The 19,791-nt window shown below is 45.7% G+C and carries 20 protein-coding genes and 1 pseudogene; all 21 read left to right on the forward strand.

All coding sequences use genetic code 11. The annotated features are described in order from the left end of the window. Positions 1–1,068: alcohol dehydrogenase catalytic domain-containing protein (locus tag VSQ61_RS20900; protein WP_334346290.1), on the forward strand; the 1,068-nt coding region annotated here is incomplete at its 5' end. A gap of 82 nt (positions 1,069–1,150) precedes the next feature. Beyond that, the gene (gene rbsD, locus VSQ61_RS20905; protein ID WP_334346291.1) at positions 1,151–1,582 is read left to right on the forward strand and encodes a D-ribose pyranase; all 432 of its coding nucleotides are present in this window, start codon (positions 1,151–1,153) and stop codon (positions 1,580–1,582) included. 13 nt (positions 1,583–1,595) lie between these two features. Further along, positions 1,596–2,747 carry a carbohydrate kinase family protein gene (locus VSQ61_RS20910; protein WP_334346292.1) on the forward strand — a complete coding sequence of 384 codons (1,152 nt, stop codon included), beginning with the start codon at positions 1,596–1,598 and terminating at the stop codon, positions 2,745–2,747. Beyond that, positions 2,744–3,562: a class II fructose-bisphosphate aldolase gene (locus VSQ61_RS20915; RefSeq protein ID WP_334346293.1), complete on the forward strand. Its 819-nt coding sequence runs from the start codon at positions 2,744–2,746 to the stop codon at positions 3,560–3,562. Before VSQ61_RS20910 ends, VSQ61_RS20915 begins: the two co-directional genes overlap by 4 nt. A 190-nt stretch (positions 3,563–3,752) precedes the next feature. Beyond that, the gene (locus VSQ61_RS20920; RefSeq protein ID WP_334346294.1) at positions 3,753–4,877 is read left to right on the forward strand and encodes an ROK family transcriptional regulator; all 1,125 of its coding nucleotides are present in this window, start codon (positions 3,753–3,755) and stop codon (positions 4,875–4,877) included. Between the two features lie 27 nt (positions 4,878–4,904). After that, entirely contained in the window at positions 4,905–6,761 is a 1,857-nt protein-coding gene (gene uvrC / locus VSQ61_RS20925; protein WP_334346295.1) for an excinuclease ABC subunit UvrC, read from the forward strand. A gap of 85 nt (positions 6,762–6,846) precedes the next feature. After that, positions 6,847–7,782, forward strand: a complete 936-nt coding sequence (gene hprK / locus VSQ61_RS20930) for an HPr(Ser) kinase/phosphatase (RefSeq protein ID WP_334346296.1) — start codon at positions 6,847–6,849, stop codon at positions 7,780–7,782. Between the two features lie 17 nt (positions 7,783–7,799). Further along, a complete protein-coding gene (locus VSQ61_RS20935; RefSeq protein ID WP_334346297.1) occupies positions 7,800–8,735 on the forward strand; it encodes an ROK family glucokinase in 936 nt (311 codons plus the stop codon). Positions 8,736–8,795: 60 nt separating this feature from the next. Then, on the forward strand, positions 8,796–9,296 hold the full coding sequence (locus VSQ61_RS20940) for an NfeD family protein (RefSeq protein ID WP_334346298.1): 501 nt from the start codon (positions 8,796–8,798) through the stop codon (positions 9,294–9,296). Then, entirely contained in the window at positions 9,293–10,222 is a 930-nt protein-coding gene (locus VSQ61_RS20945; RefSeq protein ID WP_334346299.1) for an SPFH domain-containing protein, read from the forward strand. Before VSQ61_RS20940 ends, VSQ61_RS20945 begins: the two co-directional genes overlap by 4 nt. Before the next feature lie 108 nt (positions 10,223–10,330). Beyond that, positions 10,331–11,539, forward strand: coding sequence for a patatin-like phospholipase family protein (locus VSQ61_RS20950; protein WP_334346300.1), 1,209 nt, complete (start codon positions 10,331–10,333; stop codon positions 11,537–11,539). A 15-nt stretch (positions 11,540–11,554) separates the two neighbouring features. Continuing rightward, complete coding sequence (argF, locus tag VSQ61_RS20955) at positions 11,555–12,562, forward strand: ornithine carbamoyltransferase (protein WP_334346301.1); 1,008 nt, start codon at positions 11,555–11,557, stop codon at positions 12,560–12,562. Beyond that, the gene (locus tag VSQ61_RS20960) at positions 12,549–12,827 is read left to right on the forward strand and encodes a DUF6637 family protein (RefSeq protein WP_334346302.1); all 279 of its coding nucleotides are present in this window, start codon (positions 12,549–12,551) and stop codon (positions 12,825–12,827) included. The genes argF and VSQ61_RS20960 overlap by 14 nt, the downstream gene beginning before the upstream one ends. Positions 12,828–12,831: 4 nt before the next feature. Then, the gene (locus VSQ61_RS20965) at positions 12,832–13,836 is read left to right on the forward strand and encodes a biotin--[acetyl-CoA-carboxylase] ligase (RefSeq protein WP_334346303.1); all 1,005 of its coding nucleotides are present in this window, start codon (positions 12,832–12,834) and stop codon (positions 13,834–13,836) included. A 9-nt stretch (positions 13,837–13,845) separates the two neighbouring features. After that, positions 13,846–14,184, forward strand: coding sequence for a DUF6145 family protein (locus VSQ61_RS20970; protein WP_334346304.1), 339 nt, complete (start codon positions 13,846–13,848; stop codon positions 14,182–14,184). Further along, the gene (locus tag VSQ61_RS20975; RefSeq protein ID WP_334346305.1) at positions 14,177–15,619 is read left to right on the forward strand and encodes a prolipoprotein diacylglyceryl transferase; all 1,443 of its coding nucleotides are present in this window, start codon (positions 14,177–14,179) and stop codon (positions 15,617–15,619) included. The genes VSQ61_RS20970 and VSQ61_RS20975 overlap by 8 nt, the downstream gene beginning before the upstream one ends. Positions 15,620–15,727: 108 nt before the next feature. After that, entirely contained in the window at positions 15,728–16,693 is a 966-nt protein-coding gene (gene dusB, locus VSQ61_RS20980; RefSeq protein ID WP_334346306.1) for a tRNA dihydrouridine synthase DusB, read from the forward strand. A 206-nt stretch (positions 16,694–16,899) separates the two neighbouring features. Further along, complete coding sequence (gene greA, locus VSQ61_RS20985) at positions 16,900–17,382, forward strand: transcription elongation factor GreA (RefSeq protein WP_334346307.1); 483 nt, start codon at positions 16,900–16,902, stop codon at positions 17,380–17,382. 43 nt (positions 17,383–17,425) lie between these two features. After that, positions 17,426–18,916: pseudogene (gene lysS, locus VSQ61_RS20990) on the forward strand (lysine--tRNA ligase); the annotation flags it as partial. A 227-nt stretch (positions 18,917–19,143) separates the two neighbouring features. Then, on the forward strand, positions 19,144–19,605 hold the full coding sequence (locus VSQ61_RS20995; protein ID WP_159749838.1) for a DUF6075 family protein: 462 nt from the start codon (positions 19,144–19,146) through the stop codon (positions 19,603–19,605). Next, entirely contained in the window at positions 19,605–19,784 is a 180-nt protein-coding gene (locus VSQ61_RS21000; protein ID WP_004066881.1) for a hypothetical protein, read from the forward strand. Before VSQ61_RS20995 ends, VSQ61_RS21000 begins: the two co-directional genes overlap by 1 nt. The last annotated feature ends 7 nt before the right edge of the window (positions 19,785–19,791 follow it).

The following is a 19,791-nucleotide window of genomic DNA, read 5'->3' on the forward strand; positions in this document are numbered from 1 at the left end:
AGGTTAACTATGGGAAAAACAATGAAAGCATTGATGTATGACAAGCCGGGGCGTGAGAACTCAAGCATACGCCAGATTCCCTATCCGGAATGTGGTGATGATGAGATTATCATTAAAGTAATGTCGGCCTCCATCTGTAAAGGAGTAGAGCATGATCATGACAACGGCACTGGAACTGATCTGGCAAAGTATCCGGTAGTTCCGGGACATGAGTTTGCAGGCTATATATATGAGATTGGAAAGAATGTTACGGAATTTAAGCCGGGTGACAGAGTAACGGCTGACAATACAGAGTACTGCGGCGATTGCTATTACTGCCGCAGAGAGGAATCCAATTACTGTCCTACCTTTGGTTCTTTGGGACACAATATCAATGGTGGGTTTGCGGAGTTTGTCAGATTGAAAAAGGAGAAGGTATTTCATATTCCAGATACACTTTCTTTCAATGCTGCAGCCTTAAGTGAACCGGTTGCCTGTTGTCTGCATGCAGTTGACCGTTCCAACCTGAAATATGGTGATACGGTTGTGGTATTTGGAGCCGGTTCCATGGGCTTGATTTTGGCACAGCTGTACAAGGCATCCGGCGCAGGCAGAGTTTATATGATAGCCGGGGCTTCCAGCAAATTGGAATTGGCTGAGAAGATGGGGATTGAAACCATTGCTATGGACCGGAATGATTACTCAGTGCATGAAAATGCTTTGTTGGAAAAAGAGCCGTTGGGTGTAAATCTGATTGTAGATGCAACAGGAAGCCCAAAGGTGTGTGAACACTCCATGAAGCTGCTGAAAAAGGGCGGCATGCTTCTTCAGTATGCAGTTGTACATAGCAAAGAAAAAATGACACTGGATCCCAATCTGATGTTTAACAATGAATTGACCTTTAGTACCTCTTTCTGCCAGTCTCATAATTTCGGAAGAGCAGTAGACGTGCTAGCGTCCAAAATAGTAGATGGGGATGCATTGGTGACAGGAGAGTTTGCCTTAGATAATTTTTATGATGGATTGGACGAAAATGTAAAGGATCGCAGTTCTATTAAAGTAATAATTCATCCGAATACAGAAGGATAAAGAAATTACAGATAAAAGATAAAAACGGGTATAGTAGAATTCCGGTTTTACTATGCCCGTTTTGCAATCAGGGGGTAATAGTATGAAAAGACAAGGTGTTATCAATCAGCCGTTAAGTAATGAGCTTGCAGGTTTGGGACATGGAGATAGATTTTTACTTTGTGACGCAGGATTTCCAATTCCCAAAGATATGAAACGAATTGATTTGGCTTTAAGTTTTAACATTCCTAACATGCAGCAGTGCTTAAAAGCAATCTTAGATGAAATTGTGGTTCAAAAAGTAACGATTGCAAGCGAGATGAAGGGATTGAACCAGGAAGGTTACACTTTTCTAAAGAATACCTTTCAAGAGCAGGACTTTGAGGAAATAAGTCAGGCAGAGTTGGTAAAGGCTACAGAACAGGCAAAGTTTATTGTGCGAAGCGGAGAGCTGGGATGCTATTCTAATATACTGCTGGAAGCAGCCTCCGGCGTAAAGCAATTTAAAGAGCATTTAGTGATTAATCTGCCATAACGGGAGAAGAGGAATGGAGGATAAAAAAATTGTTGTAGCAGGACTGATTTGCTTAGACCTGACACCTCAGTTTACGGATGGAAAAGTTACGGATTTTTATGAGATGCTGCAGCCAGGGAAAGTTGTTAATGCAAAGGGAATCACAATCAGCGGCGGCGGGACAGTATCCAATACAGGACTGAGTCTTGCAAGGCTTGGCGGAAATGTACATTTAATGACGAAGCTGGGAAATGATTTTTTTGGAGAGCTTTTAGAAAAGGAATTAAATGCCTATCCCGTGATGACAACAATTTTGCATACAGATCAGGCTGATACAAGTTATTCAATCGTGCTTGCAGTTCCGGGATATGACAGGATATTTGTTCATGATGTGGGGTGCAATGCTGTCTTTTCGTGGGAAGAGCTGGATTATAATAAGATCCGGGAAGCGGGCATTTTCCATTTTGGTTATCCACAGAGCATGAAGCGATTTTACCAGGATAATGGGGCCGAGTTGGTTAAAATGTATCAAAGGATAAAAAAATTGGGAGTAGCTACATCTTTGGATATGGCATTGGCCGCTCCCGGGAGTGAGGCAAGCCGGGTTGACTGGAAACTTGCAGTAAAGCAGGTAATTCCTTATGTAGATATTTTCCTGCCAAGTGTAGAGGAACTATCTTCTGCCATAGATAAAGAGTACTTTTATCAGCTGAATCAGGAAGCGGTAAAGCAGAATAAGAGTTTTGCAGAGGTTGTTTCGTTAGAGTATGTTAAAAAATTGGCGGATACACTGATGGAATGGGGAGGAAGGATTGTACTTATTAAGTGTGGAGTACAGGGAATGTTTTTAAAAACAGCTTCATGGGAAGATATACAGACAATAGGCGGAGGATTGGGGGAGCAGCTTGTGGATTGGGGCTCACAGGAGCTCTATATGCCATGCTTTGAACCGGATTGTGTACGATCAGGAAGCGGGGCAGGAGATGTAAGCATTGCAGCTTTTTTGCTGGCAATGCAAAAAGCCTATCCCATGAGAAGGTGTGTGGAACTGGCTGCAGCTGCGGGGGCGTCTTGTGTGGCTTCCTATGATGCATATAGAGAAATTCCGTCTTTGGAAGTCTTGAATCAAAGGATAGACCAGGGATGGAAGCAGCATCCGCAAAGAATAAAGGAGACGGAAGAATGAGTTTAATTACACTGGCAAAAGCTTTAGAAGAAGCGGAGAAGGGCAGATATGCTTTGGGAAATTTTGATTGCTTTAACCTGGAGATGGTAAAAGGTGTGTTAAAGGCAGCGGCAGAATTGCAGGCTCCTGTAATTATTGCTTATGGAGAACCTTTTATCGAACACATTGATATGCCATATTTTACAAGTGCCGTGAAAGGGATGGCAGAGACGGCAAACATACCAGTGGTGCTTCATACAGATCATTATACAAAACTGGAGAATATTAGGCAGGCCATTCGCTATGGCTTTACGTCTGTCATGATAGATTCATCTGATAAACCTTATGAGGTAAATGTCCAAAATACAAGAGATGCAGTAAAATTGGCACATGAATCGGGCGTTTCTGTAGAATCTGAACTGGGGCATGTGTCTGGATTGGGTGATATTTTTGAAGATGACAGTCATGTATTTACAAATCCTGAGACAGCGGCAGATTTTGTTGAAAGGACTGGAATTGATGCTTTAGCGGTATCTATCGGAAATGTTCATGGCATATATAAAGCAGAGCCTAAACTGCGATTTGATATTTTGGAGAAGATTTCCGCTATGACAGCAGTCCCGCTCGTACTTCATGGAGCATCGGGGATTCCGGATGAGGACATAAAAAGAGCAGTTTCTCTTGGAATAAGAAAAGTAAATTATTATACGAATATGTGTGCTGCGGCAGCAGAAAAGATAGATGCAGAGCCGGGAAGGCACTTGTTTGATTTGTGCAGAACAATTGTAGAGGAGTGTTACAAAGCTGCCTACAAGAAAATACAGGTTTTGAAGTAGAACAATAAAACTGGGAGTACAGCAAATGGAGGCAGAGCGCCTGCGGATATGGTTTAAAGGAAAACCTCACAAGAAACCTACTAAAACAGCAAAGGTTTCTTGTGGGGTTTTATATGGTAATAATTTGCAAAGTTGCAGACATTCTGTTATATTAAAAATAAACGGCAAAGATTCGAGGGGTAGAAAAAGAGTGCTAAACAAGGCGACAAATATAGAGATTAAAAAAATAAACAGGAATAATATTTATCGGATAGTACTTGCTAAAGAGAATACTTCTAAACAGGAGATAGCATATCAGCTTAACATCAGTATTCCTACAGTGTCTCAGAATCTAAATGAGCTGATTGAGGATGGATTAGTAAAAGAGAATGGTTCATTCCAGTCTACTGGAGGGAGAAAAGCAAAGATTATTTCCAGCAATCCTACAGCTCGTGTTGCGCTGGGATTGGATATTACGCCAAATCATGTAAATCTGGTGATGGTTGACCTGGTTGCCAACGTGTTGAAATCCCAACGTTACCGCCTGCCTTTTCAGCAGGGTAAGGGATATTATACGGCAGTGGAAAAACTGCTTCAGGATATGATAAAAAGCAGCAGGATTTCATCAAAACAAATTTTGGGAGTGGGAGTTTCCCTCCCGGCTATTATTGGAGCAGATGGCAAGAGTGTTATATATGCACCTCTTTTTAATGATTTGACAGGGCTGTATGATGATCTTGCGTCTTATATTAAATATCCATATCATTTTATGAATGATGCAAATGCGGGTGGATTTGCGGAGTTTTACAATAATCATTCCGGTCGTGATGTGCTGTACTTATCCTTGAGCAACTCGGTGGGCGGTGCAGTGTTTGTGAATGGAAAGCTATATTATGGAGAGGATATGCGAAGTGGCGAATTTGGTCATATGACGCTTGTTCCGGATGGACGCCGCTGCTATTGCGGCAATTATGGATGCGTAGATGCCTACTGCTCGGCATCGCTTCTGTCGAACTTAACAGATGGAAATCTGGCTCTCTTTTTTGAGAGACTGGAGCAGGGAGATTCTGCCTGCAAGGCAGCATGGGAAGAATATCTTCGTTATCTGGTGATTGTCATCAACAATTTGAACATAAGCTTTGACTGTGAGGTGCTTTTAGGAGGTTATGTGGGACGCTATGTGGGACCCCACTTAGAGAAAATTCGAGAACTGGCAATAAAACGCTGCAATTTCAACATGAACCCTTCCAGCATTCAGGTCAGTCATTTGAATGAAGAAGCTTCAGCTATGGGAGCAGCGCTTTACTACATTAATGAATTTATTTCTGAGATCTAAAAATTATAGAATAAGGATGCAGAAGCCATGTTTGACATAGAAGAAGAACTAAAAAAGCTCCCTGCCAAGCCAGGCGTGTATCTGATGCACGACGAAAAGGACGCTATCATCTATGTGGGAAAAGCCATTTCCCTGAAAAACCGAGTGAGGCAGTACTTCCAATCCAGCCGGAACAAGGGAGTCAAAATTGAGCAAATGGTGACACACATTGCCCGTTTTGAATACATTATCACCGATTCAGAGTTGGAGGCATTGGTTTTGGAGTGCAATCTTATCAAGGAGCACAGGCCAAAATACAATACTATGCTGATGGATGATAAGACTTATCCTTATATTAAAGTAACAGTAAATGAAGAGTACCCCCGGGTGCTCTTTTCCCGTCAGTTAAAAAAGGATAAAGGGAAATATTACGGCCCCTATACAAGTGCAGGGGCCGTAAAGGATGTCATTGATTTGATTCATAAGCTGTACCGGATTCGTACCTGCAGCCGAAATCTTCCCAAGGATATAGGAAAGGATCGTCCCTGCCTGAATTACCACATTAAACAGTGTGATGCCCCTTGTCAGGGATATATTTCCAAAGAGGAATACGGGAAAAATATAGCAAAGGCCCTGGAATTTCTCAACGGAAATTATGCTCCCTTAATCAAAGAACTGGAAGAGAAAATGAAATCAGCGGCAGATGCTATGGAGTTTGAAGCGGCCATTGAGCAGCGGGAGTTGTTGAACAGTGTGAAGCAGATTGCCCAGAAGCAGAAGATTACTCACAGCGACATGGAGGATAAGGATATCATCGCACTGGCAAGCGAGGGAGAGGATGCAGTGGTCCAGGTGTTCTTTATCCGGGACGGGCGGCTCATTGGCAGGGATCATTTTTATCTGCGGATTGCGGAGGGTGAGCAGACAAAGGAGATCTTAAGCAGCTTTATCAAGCAATTTTATGCGGGAACACCCTATATCCCCAGAGAATTGATGATAGAAGAGCCTGTTGAGGACGGAGAAGTCATTGAGCAATGGCTGTCTGCCAGAAAAGGACATCGGGTATACTTACGGATTCCCAAGATTGGCACAAAAGAAAAGCTGGTAGAACTGGCGAAAAAGAATGCTGCTCTGGTGCTTAGTCAGGATAAGGAAAAGATAAAAAGGGAGGAAGGCAGAACCATTGGCGCCATGAAAGAGATCGCTTCTCTTCTTCAGCTTTCGGGAATCAGCAGGGTGGAAGCTTTCGATATCTCCAATACAAATGGTTTTGAGTCTGTAGGCTCCATGGTGGTCTATGAAAGAGGAAAGCCCAAGCGCAGTGATTACCGAAAGTTCAAGATCCGCTCTGTGAAGGGGCCGGATGATTATGCCAGCATGAGGGAGGTGCTGACCAGACGATTCGTTCACGGAATGGAAGAGCAGCAACAGCTTAAGGATAAGGAGATTTCCGACCAATTCGGAAGCTTTACCAAATTTCCGGATCTCCTTATGATGGACGGAGGAAGAGGGCAGGTCAACATTGCTCTGGAGGTACTAAAGGAACTGAACCTTGCGATTCCGGTCTGTGGCATGGTAAAGGACGACAACCACCGAACCCGAGGGCTTTACTATAACAATGTGGAGATTCCCATTGAGAAAAACTCTGAGGGCTTCCGGCTCATTACCCGAATTCAGGACGAGGCGCACCGGTTTGCCATTGAGTATCACCGATCTTTACGGAGCAAGGAGCAGGTGCATTCCATCCTGGATGATATTGAGGGAATCGGGCCATCCAGGCGGAAAGCTTTGATGAAGCATTTTCAGTCACTGGAGGCTATTCGTCAGGCGGATGTAGATGCGCTTGCTTCCATACCTTCCATGAACCGTCGGGCGGCGGAGCAGGTATATGGATTTTTTCATTGAGCCGGTTGCAACATATCCATATCCTGTGATAAAATAAAACCAGTTTACAGTGCCCAAAAGGGTGGGAATAAGAAAGGGAAAGACTATGGCGGTTGTACAAAGTATTGATCTGACAAAGATGGTAGAAAAACTGAATCTCAAGAACGAAACTCCGGACATTGACATGGCGGGAATGAAGCTGGTTACGCCGGAGGTAAACCGGCCGGCCCTGCAGTTGACCGGGTATTTTGATCATTTTGCTTCGGAGCGAGTGCAGATTGTGGGGTATGTGGAGTATACCTATCTGCAAAGCAGGAGCAAGGAGGAAAAATTCCCTATTTACGAGAGGTTTTTCTCCAGCAATATTCCCTGTGTGGTTTACACTTCCCAGACAGAGCCGGAGGAAGCGGCTCTGGAGCTGGCACATAAGTATCAGGTGCCTATTTTAAGCACTCCGGTGATGACCTCTAACTTTATGGCAGAGGTGATCCGATGGATGAATGTAGAGCTGGCACCCCGGATCTCTATTCATGGAGTACTGGTGGATGTCTACGGCGAAGGCGTACTGATTATGGGCGAAAGCGGAATCGGAAAGAGCGAGACGGCTCTGGAGCTGATTAAGCGGGGGCACCGTCTGGTGACAGATGATGTGGTGGAGATTCATAAGGTCAGCGATGATTCCCTTGTCGGCCGTTCTCCCGAGATAACCAAGCACTTTATTGAACTGAGAGGCATCGGTATTGTAGATGTAAAGACCCTGTTCGGTGTAGAGAGCGTCAAGGAAACCCAGACCATCGACATGGTGATTAAGCTGGAAGAGTGGGACAAGGACAAACAGTATGATCGCATGGGTTTACAGGAGGAATACACAGAGTTTCTTGGAAATAAAGTAGTCTGCCATTCCCTTCCTATCCGTCCGGGCCGCAATCTGGCTATTATCGTAGAGTCTGCGGCAGTAAATCACAGGCAGAAGAAGATGGGGTACAATGCGGCGGAAGAGCTGTACCGCCGGGTACAGGCCAATATTGCAAAGAAAAGTTAAGATCGGGGGATGAGTAAATGAAAAAGTATTGTTTTGCAGCAGATATAGGAGGAACAACTGTAAAGCTGGGATTGTTTGACGCAGAGGGAAACGTACTCGATAAATGGGAGATTAAGAGCCATACGGAAAATGAGGGCGCAGCCATTCTGCCGGATACGGCTGAAGCCATTTTGAAGAAGATAGAGGAGCGGAAGCTGAATACGGAGGAGATTGCCGGAATCGGCGTAGGGGTTCCGGGACCGGTATCCATTGACGGCATTGTGCCGCATACAGCGAATCTGGGCTGGGGCTACAAAGAGGTTACAAAGGAGCTTTCCGAGCGTACAGGACTTCTCTGTAAGGCGGCAAATGATGCTAATGTGGCGGCATTAGGAGAGATGTGGGTGGGAGGAGCAAAAGGACACAAGGATGTTCTGCTTCTGACCCTGGGAACCGGTGTGGGCGGAGGGATCATTGTAGACGGGAAAATTCTCACCGGAGCCCACGGAGCCGGAGGTGAGATTGGCCACATCCATGTAGAGGATCACATAGAGGAACACTGCGGCTGCGGCAATCAGGGCTGTCTGGAGCAGTTTGCCTCAGCTACAGGAATTGCACGTCTTGCCAGAGAAGCGCTGGCTGAAAGTGATGAGCCGTCCCTTCTGCGAGAGGGAGAGGCTACGGCAAAGGACGTCTTTGACGCTTTGAAGAAAGGGGATGCGCTGGCAAAGGGTGTAGCGGAACGCTTTGCAAAGTATTTGGGAACAGGGATTGCCGTTATGACAGCCATTTTGGATCCGGAGGTTATCGTAATCGGCGGCGGTGTATCAAAGGCCGGTGAGATTCTCCTGGATTACATTCGTGAATATTACAAACCTTATGCATATAAGTCGGCCAAGGATACAGAGTTCGCCCTGGCCAAGCTGGGGAATGATGCAGGGATTTATGGCTGTGCAAAGCTTGTTCTGGACTGATGGTATCAGGGTGTGGGAAGGAAATGAATCAAATACTTGTAATTCGGAGAGAATTATAGTATGATAAACCTTGGAATCAATAAGGTTATTCGCAGAGAAGAAGGAGGGAGCAGAATGGTTGCCATGTATTGGCTGATACTTTTCATCGTGCTGCTGGTCATCGAGATTATCACACTGGGCCTTACGACCATCTGGTTTGCAGGCGGCGCTCTGGCAGCTTTTGCGCTTTCATTGATGGAAGTCTCACCGGTGCTTCAGTGGGCAGTATTTTGTACCGTTTCTCTGATTCTGTTGTTCGCAACACGTCCCTGGGCAGTGCGCTATTTTAACAACCAGAAGAAGGAGAAGACCAATGTAGACAGCTTGATAGGCAAGACTGCGGTAGTTACATCGGCGATTCGGAATCTGGAAGGAAAAGGCGAGGTTTTTGTAAATGGGCTGACATGGGCGGCCCGGGCCGGAGAAGATTCAATGGTTATTGAGGAAGATACCCATGTTACGGTTACAGCCGTACAGGGCGTAAAGCTGATTGTTGAGGTTAAAAAGGAGGATTCACTATGAGTTGGGGAATTATACTGGTAATTATATTGGTGATTTTTATTTTGCTGATTCTTGCATCTTGTATCAAGATTGTACCTCAGGCACAGGCGCTGATTATTGAGCGTCTGGGTGCTTATATGGGAACTTGGGGCGTTGGTATCCATTTTAAGGCGCCTTTTATTGACCGGGTGGCAAAGCGTGTTACCTTAAAGGAACAGGTGGTAGACTTTGCACCTCAGCCTGTGATTACCAAGGATAACGTTACGATGCGGATCGACACGGTTGTATTTTTCCAGATTACCGATCCTAAGCTGTTTGCATACGGAGTGGAGAACCCGATTATGGCTATCGAGAATCTGACAGCCACCACCCTTCGTAATATTATCGGTGAGCTGGAGCTGGATCAGACTCTGACTTCCCGTGAGGTAATCAATACCAAGATGCGTGCATCTCTGGACATTGCCACTGACCCGTGGGGAATCAAGGTAAACCGTGTAGAGCTTAAGAATATCATTCCTCCGGCAGCCATTCAGGATGCCATGGAGAAGCAGATGAAGGCAGAGCGTGAGCGCCGTGAAGCTATTCTTCGTGCAGAGGGTGAGAAAAAATCTACAATTCTGGTAGCAGAAGGTAAGAAAGAATCGGCTATCCTTGATGCAGAAGCAGAGAAGCAGGCAGCCATTCTTCGTGCAGAGGCAAAGAAGGAGGCAACTATTCGTGAGGCGGAAGGTCAGGCACAGGCTATACTGGAGGTTCAGCAGGCCAATGCGGATGGCTTAAGAATGCTCAAGGAAGTGGAAGCGGACAGCTCTGTATTGCAGCTTAAGAGTTTGGAGGCATTTGCAAAAGCAGCGGACGGTCAGGCTACAAAGATTATCATACCTTCAGATATTCAGGGACTGGCAGGCACCATAAAAGCCATTACAGAAGTGGCAAAGGACAGCTAAGGCAAAGAGACTTACGGGGACACTTAAGGTGTCCCCGTATTTGCATCATGGAAGGTCGAAGGGTGGCTTTCAGTGGTTTTAGTTTGCATGGGAAAGGAAGACAGAACTGTGGAGCCAGTGATTGATTTGTCTAAGGAGTATGGACTGGTATTGGAAGGCGGAGGCGCCAAAGGCGCCTATCAGATTGGAGCATGGAAGGCACTCAGAGAGGCTGGGATCAAGATTCGCGGTGTGGCCGGAACCTCTGTAGGAGCTCTGAATGGTGCACTGATCTGTATGGACGACTTGGAGCAGGCAGAACGGCTTTGGAAGAACATCGCCTATTCTAAGGTAATGGATGTAGATGATGAAATGATGGCTCGTCTTTTTGACAAGGAGAAGCTTAAGGCGGAGGATCTGCGGAGCACACTTAAGGATACTTTTAAAATCTTAGGAGAAGGAGGCGCTGATATTGCACCTCTGCGGCGTCTGCTTGAGGAGAATGTGGATGAGGATCGGATTCGAAAGAGCCCGGTAGAGTTTTATTCCTGTACTTTTTCTGTAACAGATCGAAAAGAGCTGGACGTAGATATGAAAAGTGTGCCGGAGGGACAGATGCAGGATATGCTCCTGGCAAGCTCCTATCTTCCGGTATTTAAAAATGAGAAGCTCCACGGAAAGACTTATATGGACGGCGGCGTAACCAATGTACTTCCGGTGAATGCACTGCTGGGCAGAGGTTATGAGAATCTGATTCTTATCCGCATCTTTGGCGTGGGGCATGAAAAGAAGATCACCATTCCGGATCAGGTAACAGTACTGGAGATTGCCCCCAGAACCGGATTGGGCAGCATCCTGCAATTTGATGGAGCAAAAAGCCGGAGGAATATGCGGATTGGTTATTTTGATGCCATGCGGATGCTTTATGGATTGGAAGGAAGAATATATTATATTGAACAAAAAGAGGAAGAGTGCTATTATTTAAAGCAATTAGTGCAGATTGCTCCGGAGGCTTTAAAGCTTCTTCTTGACGGTTATAAACCGGAACGGGAAGCCGGAGGGGAGCTGCGCTGTTATATGGAGAAAATTCTGCCCCAGATAGCGGCTGAGCTGAAGCTGGGAAGCAACTGGAATTATAAAACTCTGTACCTGTCCATGCTGGAGGCCTGTGCAAGACTGCTGCGGATTAGGAAGTACCAGATTTATACTGTGGATGAGCTTCTTGGAGCGGTGAGGAAAAAGGCCGCAGACGGCGGCCTGCCGGAGGAAATTCCGGCCTTTGTGCATGTGATTTTAAACCAGGGTGTATTTGGAAAAGATATTACGGAAGCGGAATAGCAGGAGGATATGAGGATGGATTTGAAAGGACGCGATTTTTTAACCTTGAGGGATTTTACGCCAGAGGAGATTGAATACCTGGTTGATCTGGCAGGAAAGCTGAAGGCCAGAAAAAAGCAGGGAATTGCAGAAAAACCTCTCCGGGGTAAGAATATAGCTTTGATTTTTGAGAAGACGAGTACCCGTACTCGCTGCTCCTTTGAAGTAGCGGCTCATGATCTGGGCATGGGAACTACCTATCTGGATCCGTCAGGTTCTCAGATTGGTAAGAAAGAGAGCATCGCTGATACAGCTCGGGTATTGGGCAGAATGTTTGACGGCATTGAGTATCGGGGCTTTGGACAGGAGATTGTGGAAGAACTGGCTAAATATGCGGAGGTTCCTGTATGGAACGGTTTAACCAATGAATATCATCCCACCCAGATGCTGGCTACGCTTTTGACAGTGAAAGAGCATTTGGGAAGACTGAGGGGAGTGAAGCTGGTGTATATGGGAGATGCCCGTTATAATATGGGCAATTCCCTGATGATCGCCTGTGCGAAAATGGGAATGCATTTTACGGCATGTGCGCCAAAGGCGTATTTCCCGAATCAAGATCTGGCAGCATGGTGTGAAGCTGCGGCAAAGGAGACGGGTGCAGTCATTACGCTTACTGAGGATGTAGATGCAGGAACAAGGGGAGCTGATGTAATTTACACAGACGTGTGGGTATCCATGGGCGAACCGGAGGAGGTATGGGAAACTCGGATTCGGGATCTGTCCCCTTATCAGGTAAATCGAAAGGTAATGGATAATGCAGGGCCGCAGGCAATTTTTACCCACTGCCTTCCGGCGTTTCATGATTTGAATACAAAGATTGGAAAAGAGATCAGTGAGAAATTCGGCATTACTGAGATGGAGTGTACAGATGAAGTCTTTGAATCTTCTCGGTCTGTGGTTTTTGATGAGGCGGAGAATCGTATGCATACGATTAAGGCAGTGATGGCAGCAACTCTGGGAGCTGAGATTTATGGGGCAGAGTAAAAAAACCGGAGGGGATCCCTATTACTATTGGAAAATAGTAAATATGATTCTGGCTTGCGGAGTTTTATTACTGGCAGTCTTCATTGCAATAGGTGAAGAAGACGGGATTCTGGTGCCGTCAGCCTTTTTTCTGGGGCTTGTAATGTGCAGTCTTTCCGGAATTATGGAGCTGGCAAAGAATAAAAAAGTAATTGGTTATGTTTGCTCGGTTTTTGCGGGAATTTTGACGGTGGCGCTGATTATAAGTATCATTCAAATGTGGTGAAGGAATGAAAGAGAAAATACTGTGGATATTGAGAAAAGCCGAAGATTATGTGTCTGGGCAGGAACTGTGCGAACAATTGGGGGTATCCCGAACTGCCGTCTGGAAGGTGATTGGCCAGTTAAAGGAAGAAGGCTATGAGATTGAGGGCGTAAAAAACCGGGGATATCGCATTTCTTCCATACCGGACGTAATGACAGCGGCGGAGATTGGAAGCCGTCTGAATACAAAAGACATGGGGCGCTGCTGTATCAGCTATGGGGAGACAGATTCCACTAATACCAGAGCAAAGCAGTTGGCAGAGGAAGGAAAACCTCATGGAACGCTGGTCTGTGCAGAGCGGCAGACAGGCGGAAAAGGGCGTCGGGGCAGAATCTGGAGTTCGCCTCCGGGAGAGGCCATTTATATGAGTCTGCTTTTGAGACCATCAATCAGTCCGAGCCACACATCTATGCTGACGCTGGTTATGGGACTGTCGGCAGCGAAGGCCTGCAATGAGGTACTGTACCGTAAATTGGGAGAGAACGCCCCTAAAGTACAGGTGAAATGGCCGAATGATTTGGTGCTGGAAGGACGTAAGCTGGCAGGAATTCTCACAGAGTTAAATTCAGAAGTTGATTATGTTCATTATGTGGTGACAGGAATCGGAATCAATGTGAATACAAAAGGATTTCCGGAAGAAATTGCTGCCACAGCCAATTCACTGCACATTGCTACAAGAGAGACATTTTCCAGAGCAGAGCTGACGGCTTGTTGCATGAAGTATTTTGAGGAATGCTATGAGATATTCGTACAGACAGAGGATATGAGTGCCCTTAAGAAAGAGTATGAAAGTCTGCTTGTGAATATAGGCAGGCAAGTGCAGGTTCTGGAGCCCGGACATGCTTATACAGGCAAGGCTCTTGGAATCAATGATAAGGGAGAGCTTCTGGTAGAACGGGAGGAAGATGGGCAGATAACAGCAGTTTATGCAGGCGAGGTATCTGTGCGGGGAATTTATGGATATGTGTAGGAGAGTCAGATGTATCAGGAAAAAATAGTGCTTTGCGGTGCAAGCTCCTATGAGGAAAAATATTATTTTAATGAAGACTTTTCGGCACTTCCAGAGGATGTTCGAAATGAATTGAAGATCCTGTGTGTGCTTTTTGTATCAGAGGTGGGAGGTATTTTGACGCTGGAATTTGAAGAGGATGGGACTCTTTGCTTTCAGGTGAGCAGTCAGGAAAATGATTTCTTTTTTGATGAGATAGGAAGCGGCCTGAAGATTAAGGCGATTCAGAAGGAAAAGCAGGAGCTTTTTGCCTCCCTGGAGCTATTTTATAAAGTGTTTTTTCTAAATGAGGAGATTGAGGATGCATAATGAAATTTTTACAATTGGGCCTGTCACTATATACGGATATGGCCTTATGATTGCGATTGGCATTTTTTTGGCATACTTCCTGGCTGAATACAGGGCCAGACGGATAGGGCTTGATGAAGAAGCTGTCTTTGGTTTGACTTGCTGGGCAGTGGCGGCCGGCCTTATAGGCGGGAAGGTCCTGTACTATATTACGACCTTTCAGGAGATTCTTGCAGATCCGTCGCTGCTTCTTGATGTTGCCGATGGCTTTGTGGTCTATGGCGCCCTGATAGGCGGCGTGGTGGGAGTGGTGCTTTACTGCAGATATAAGAAGCTGAATTGCTTAAGTTACTTTGATTTGGCAGTGCCTTCTGTTGCACTGGCACAGGGCTTTGGCAGGATTGGCTGCCTTCTTGCCGGCTGCTGTTATGGAAGAGAGACGGACAGTCCATTGGGAATTGTATTTCACACATCCGATTATGCTCCAAACGGCGTGGCGCTGATGCCTACCCAGATTATATCAAGCGGATTGAATTTTTTGCATTTTGCTGTTCTGCTTGTTTTTGCTAAGAAATATAAGAAGGGTGAGGGGCAGGTGGCCGGACTGTTCTTTGTACTGTACAGTGCAGGGCGCTTTTTCCTGGAATTTCTTAGAGGGGATGCAGAACGCGGGAATGTGGGGGCGCTGTCAACCTCTCAGTTTATTGCCATCTTTATGTTTTTGTTTGGGTGGGTGCTGTTCTTCTACCTGGGAAAGCAGGGACATACAGAGAAAGGCGCCAGTGCCTTCACTATTATTGGAGGTGCCGACGGACCTACCAGTATCTTTTTGGCGGGGAGAAGAGATGATAAAAAAAGTGCAGAGAGAAAGCTTCAGATGGAGAAGAAGCTGGAACAGTTGAAGAAAAGTATTCCGTCAGAACCTCATACATTGGATGAGGTGGAACAGTATATAGTAGAGAAATGGCAGGCAAGACGGTTAGGCCAGAAGGATAAAGAGACAGTCTGGATGGAGGAAGCACTTCGAACAACGCTGGTACTGACTCATAAGCCGGAACTATTGTCTGTGCCGGAGCCAAAAGCTTTAGATGAAAATGCATCGAAGAAGGAACAGATCGCTTTTTTGGAACAGATACAAAGGAGGATGGAAGAAGCTGAAAAGGTTCTGGCAAAAGAGTTTCCTCTGGACTTCCGGGTGTATCGGATTTTGTTGGGAGGAAGCGGCTCCCCGAAGCAGGATGGTGAACAGGTTTCTGAAAACAGCCGTCTGGATATACAGATAGAAAAAAAATTCGGAATTCTCCAGGCATCTACTCAGTATGAGGGGGATGGGGAGAAAGAGAGACTTGAAGATATTATAAAAGACATTTATCGTTATTACGGGGTGACAGAAGAGGATAAGGAGAAAGGGACGGAACGTTTTCTGGCGCTTGCCCATATTTTGGAGGAACTGTAGGGTGAGTAAGCCTGAACGGATTTCTCGGGCCTGTTTAAAGCGGAAAGAAAAGTCAAGGCAGACAGGGCGTGAGAGTACTGTTTAGACGCTGCGGGATTGGAATAAAAAATGAGTTTAAAAATAGGAAACATAGAGCTTACGAATCCATTGATTCTGGCGCCCATGGCAGGGGTTACCGACCTGCCATTTCGTTTGCTGTGCAAGGAGCAGGGGGCCGGCTTGGTCTGCATGGAAATGATCAGTGCGAAAGCGATTGCATTTCATAACCGAAATACAGAGAAGCTGATGCAGATTGATCCTGGAGAGCGCCCGGTGTCCTTGCAGCTCTTTGGCTCGGATCCGGGGATTATCAGTGAAATAGCAAAAAGTATAGAAGAACGGCCTTTTGACATTTTGGATATTAATATGGGTTGTCCCGTTCCCAAAATTGTGGGGAATGGGGAAGGCTCTGCATTGATGAAGAATCCAAAGCTTGTGGAGAAGATTGTCAGCATGACGGTAAAAGCAATAAAAAAGCCGGTAACGATTAAGATTCGCAAGGGCTTTGATGACAACCATGTGAACGCAGTGGAGATAGCGAAAATTGCCGAAGCTTCCGGTGCTGCTGCTGTGGCGGTCCACGGACGAACCAGAGAGCAGTATTATTCCGGAAAAGCCGATTGGGAGATTATCCGGCAGGTAAAAGAAGCGGTAAGGATACCTGTGCTTGGGAACGGGGATGTAGATTCTCCGGTCAGGGCAAAAGAGCTCTTTGAGGAAACGGGCTGTGACGGAATTATGATTGGCCGGGCAGCAAGAGGGAATCCGTGGCTGTTTGGTCAGATTCTGGCCTATCTGGAAACGGGGACATCAAAACCGCATCCGTCTATGGAGGAAGTGCGGCAGATGATGCTGCGCCATGCCGGAATGCAGATTGACTGCAAGGGGGATTACACAGGCATTCGGGAGATGCGAAAGCATATCTCCTGGTACACTGCAGGATATCCTCATTCTGCAAAACTCCGGGCACAGATTAACAGTGTGGAGAGCTTGAAGGAGCTGGAGGAATTGATATTGACAAGAACTGGTCATTAAGTTATACTTTAACGAACGCAGTTCGCCAGCCCGGGAGCACTGTACGACAGACATTTTAAGGAATAAATTGGACAAAAGAAGATATAATGTACGAGAAGGCAGTAAACAGTGCCGGAATCTGTAAAATATAGATCGTTACGGTTCACAAGGATGTGGAAGGTAACAATAGATTTGGAATAAGAAACACAGGAAGGATGTAAAAGGAAATGGGTGAGAAGAAGAACTTACTGACTTATGAAGGACTGAAAAAGCTGGAGGACGAGCTTCAGGATCTGAAGGTTGTCAAGAGAAAGGAAATCGCACAGAAGATTAAAGAGGCCAGAGAACAGGGTGATTTGTCTGAGAATGCTGAGTATGATGCAGCCAAGGACGAGCAGCGTGACATTGAGGCCAGAATTGAACAAATAGAAAAGATTCTTAAGAATGCAGAGGTTGTTGTAGAGGATGAGGTTGATCTGGACAAAATCAGTGTAGGCTGCAAGGTAAAGGTTCTGGATGTGGAATTCGATGAAGAGGAAGAATTTAAGATTGTCGGTTCTTCGGAAGCTAATAGTCTGGGAGGCAAAATTTCTAATGAATCTCCAGTAGGCAAAGCGCTGATTGGAGCTAAGGTTGGAGACACTGTGCAGGTGGAAACCCAGGAAGGGATAATTGAATATAAGGTATTGGAGATCCAGCGCTTCAATTAAATAGGGACAAGAGCTGGAAAACAGAAATGAGGAGTGGAAAATTATGGGAGAACAAAAGAATGGGGCAGCTCAGGAGCAGGATGTGAAGCAGCTCCTGAAGGTTCGGAGAGAGAAGCTTGCTGACCTGCAGGAGAGGGGAATGGATCCTTTCCGGATTACAAAATTTGATGTAAGCCATCACAGCCAGGAGATCAAGGATGATTTTGAAAACCTGGAGGGAAAAACCGTGACCGTTGCAGGCCGTATGATGTCCAAACGTGTCATGGGAAAGGCTTCTTTCTGCAATGTGCAGGACTTAAAGGGAAATATTCAGTCCTATGTGGCAAGAGACAGTGTGGGAGAAGACTCATATAAGGATTTCAAGAAATTCGATATTGGTGATATTGTTGGAATATGCGGACAAGTGTTCCGCACTAAGACGGGAGAGATTTCTGTTCATGCAGAGGAGATTACTCTGCTCAGCAAGAGCCTTCAGATTCTGCCGGAGAAATTTCATGGATTAACCAACACAGATGTGCGTTATCGTCAGCGCTATACGGATCTGATTATGAATTCGGAGGTAAAGGACACCTTTGTAAAGCGATCACGGATTTTAAGCAGCATTCGCCGCTATCTGGATGGACAGGGATTCTTAGAGGTAGAGACCCCTATGCTGGTGGCCAATGCAGGCGGTGCGGCTGCAAGGCCATTTGAGACCCATTTTAATGCGTTGGATGAGGACTTTAAGCTTCGCATTTCTCTGGAGCTTTACTTAAAACGCCTGATTGTAGGCGGCCTGGAGCGTGTCTATGAGATTGGCCGGGTGTTCCGGAATGAAGGCCTGGATACCCGTCACAATCCGGAATTTACCTTGATGGAGTTGTATCAGGCATATACGGATTATCACGGTATGATGGATCTGACAGAGAATCTCTACCGCCATGTGGCTCAGGAGGTTCTTGGAACTACGAAGATTGTGTACAACAGTGTAGAAATGGATCTTGGGAAGCCCTTTGAACGTATTACTATGGTGGATGCGGTGAAGAAATACGCCGGAGTTGATTTTAATGAGATTAAGACTACGGAGGAAGCAAAGGCTGCAGCGAAAGAAAAGGGCGTGGAATTTGAGGAACGCCATAAGAAGGGTGATATTCTGAGCCTGTTTTTTGAAGAGTTTGCGGAGGAGCATCTGATTCAGCCTACCTTTGTGATGGATCATCCCATTGAGATATCACCGCTGACGAAGAAGAAACCAGACAATCCCGACTATGTGGAGCGTTTTGAGTTCTTTATGAACGGATGGGAGATGGCAAATGCCTATTCTGAGCTGAATGATCCTATTGATCAGAGAGAGCGTTTCAAGGCGCAGGAAGAGCTGCTTGCACAGGGAGATGAGGAAGCGAATACTACGGACGAGGACTTCCTGAATGCCCTGGAGATTGGTATGCCGCCTACGGGCGGCATCGGATTTGGCATCGACCGGATGTGTATGTTGCTTACGGATTCGGTTGCCATAAGAGATGTTTTGCTGTTCCCGACGATGAAAACGCTTGGCAAAGAAAACCAGTAAAATCAAGGGTTTGCGGTACTTGGACTTGTAAACTACAACAAATTTACAACAATTTTACAACGCATAACAAAGAATGATGAGCGTTAATGAATAGTTGTACTCATAAATCCAATTCAATATTTTGTACGATAAGGACATTTTTCTAAAAGAAAATTTTAGGGAAGTGTCCTTTTGTTATGGTCAAAACAAAATAAGAAATGGAGGAAAAATGTATGAGTAGTACAGCGTTAGGAGCAGAGAAAGCGATTATTTTTATCAGCGATGCACATGAAAAATTCTACTACGAGAAATTGAAAGAGGTCAGGTATCAGGACGTGTACCATAAGGCACTTGTATATTGTCTTGGTATCAGCGATGACACAAGAAGAAATATCAAAAGTATTTATGATTTTAAGACAGGCTGCGTGAAAACGGAGTGCCTGCATGAAGGCTGGCAGACCAGCGGGAGCGTAAGAGTGGTCAGGATGGCGTTTAACCTTTACTGCAACGGTACGCCAAGCGTCCTTGACTATGACGATGCGGAGGAACAGGTGGACGAGTGCAGACGGTACACAGTGGAAGAACTGTTCTGCTGTGCCTATGCGCCCTATTTTTGGCAGGCAATACAGATTCGGTATCCGGAATACGCAACGTATAACCACGATCTGTATGCCATGTTCGGAGGACAGGACTGATGTTAAAGGTTAGGCTTATGGGGACGAAGAACGATATTAAGTGGTTTGGGAAGATTTTACAGAGGAACCCGAAAATCGAAGTGACGGAGTTTTCCGATATGTTCCCAAACAAAGGGACAAAGAAATATTACCGGACTTATGTGGAAGTCAGGAAAAGCAACGTAAAAGAAAACCAGTAGAAGAAAA

The organism is Candidatus Merdisoma sp. JLR.KK006, assembly GCF_036941035.1.
Taxonomy (GTDB): Bacteria; Bacillota; Clostridia; order Lachnospirales; family Lachnospiraceae; genus Laedolimicola.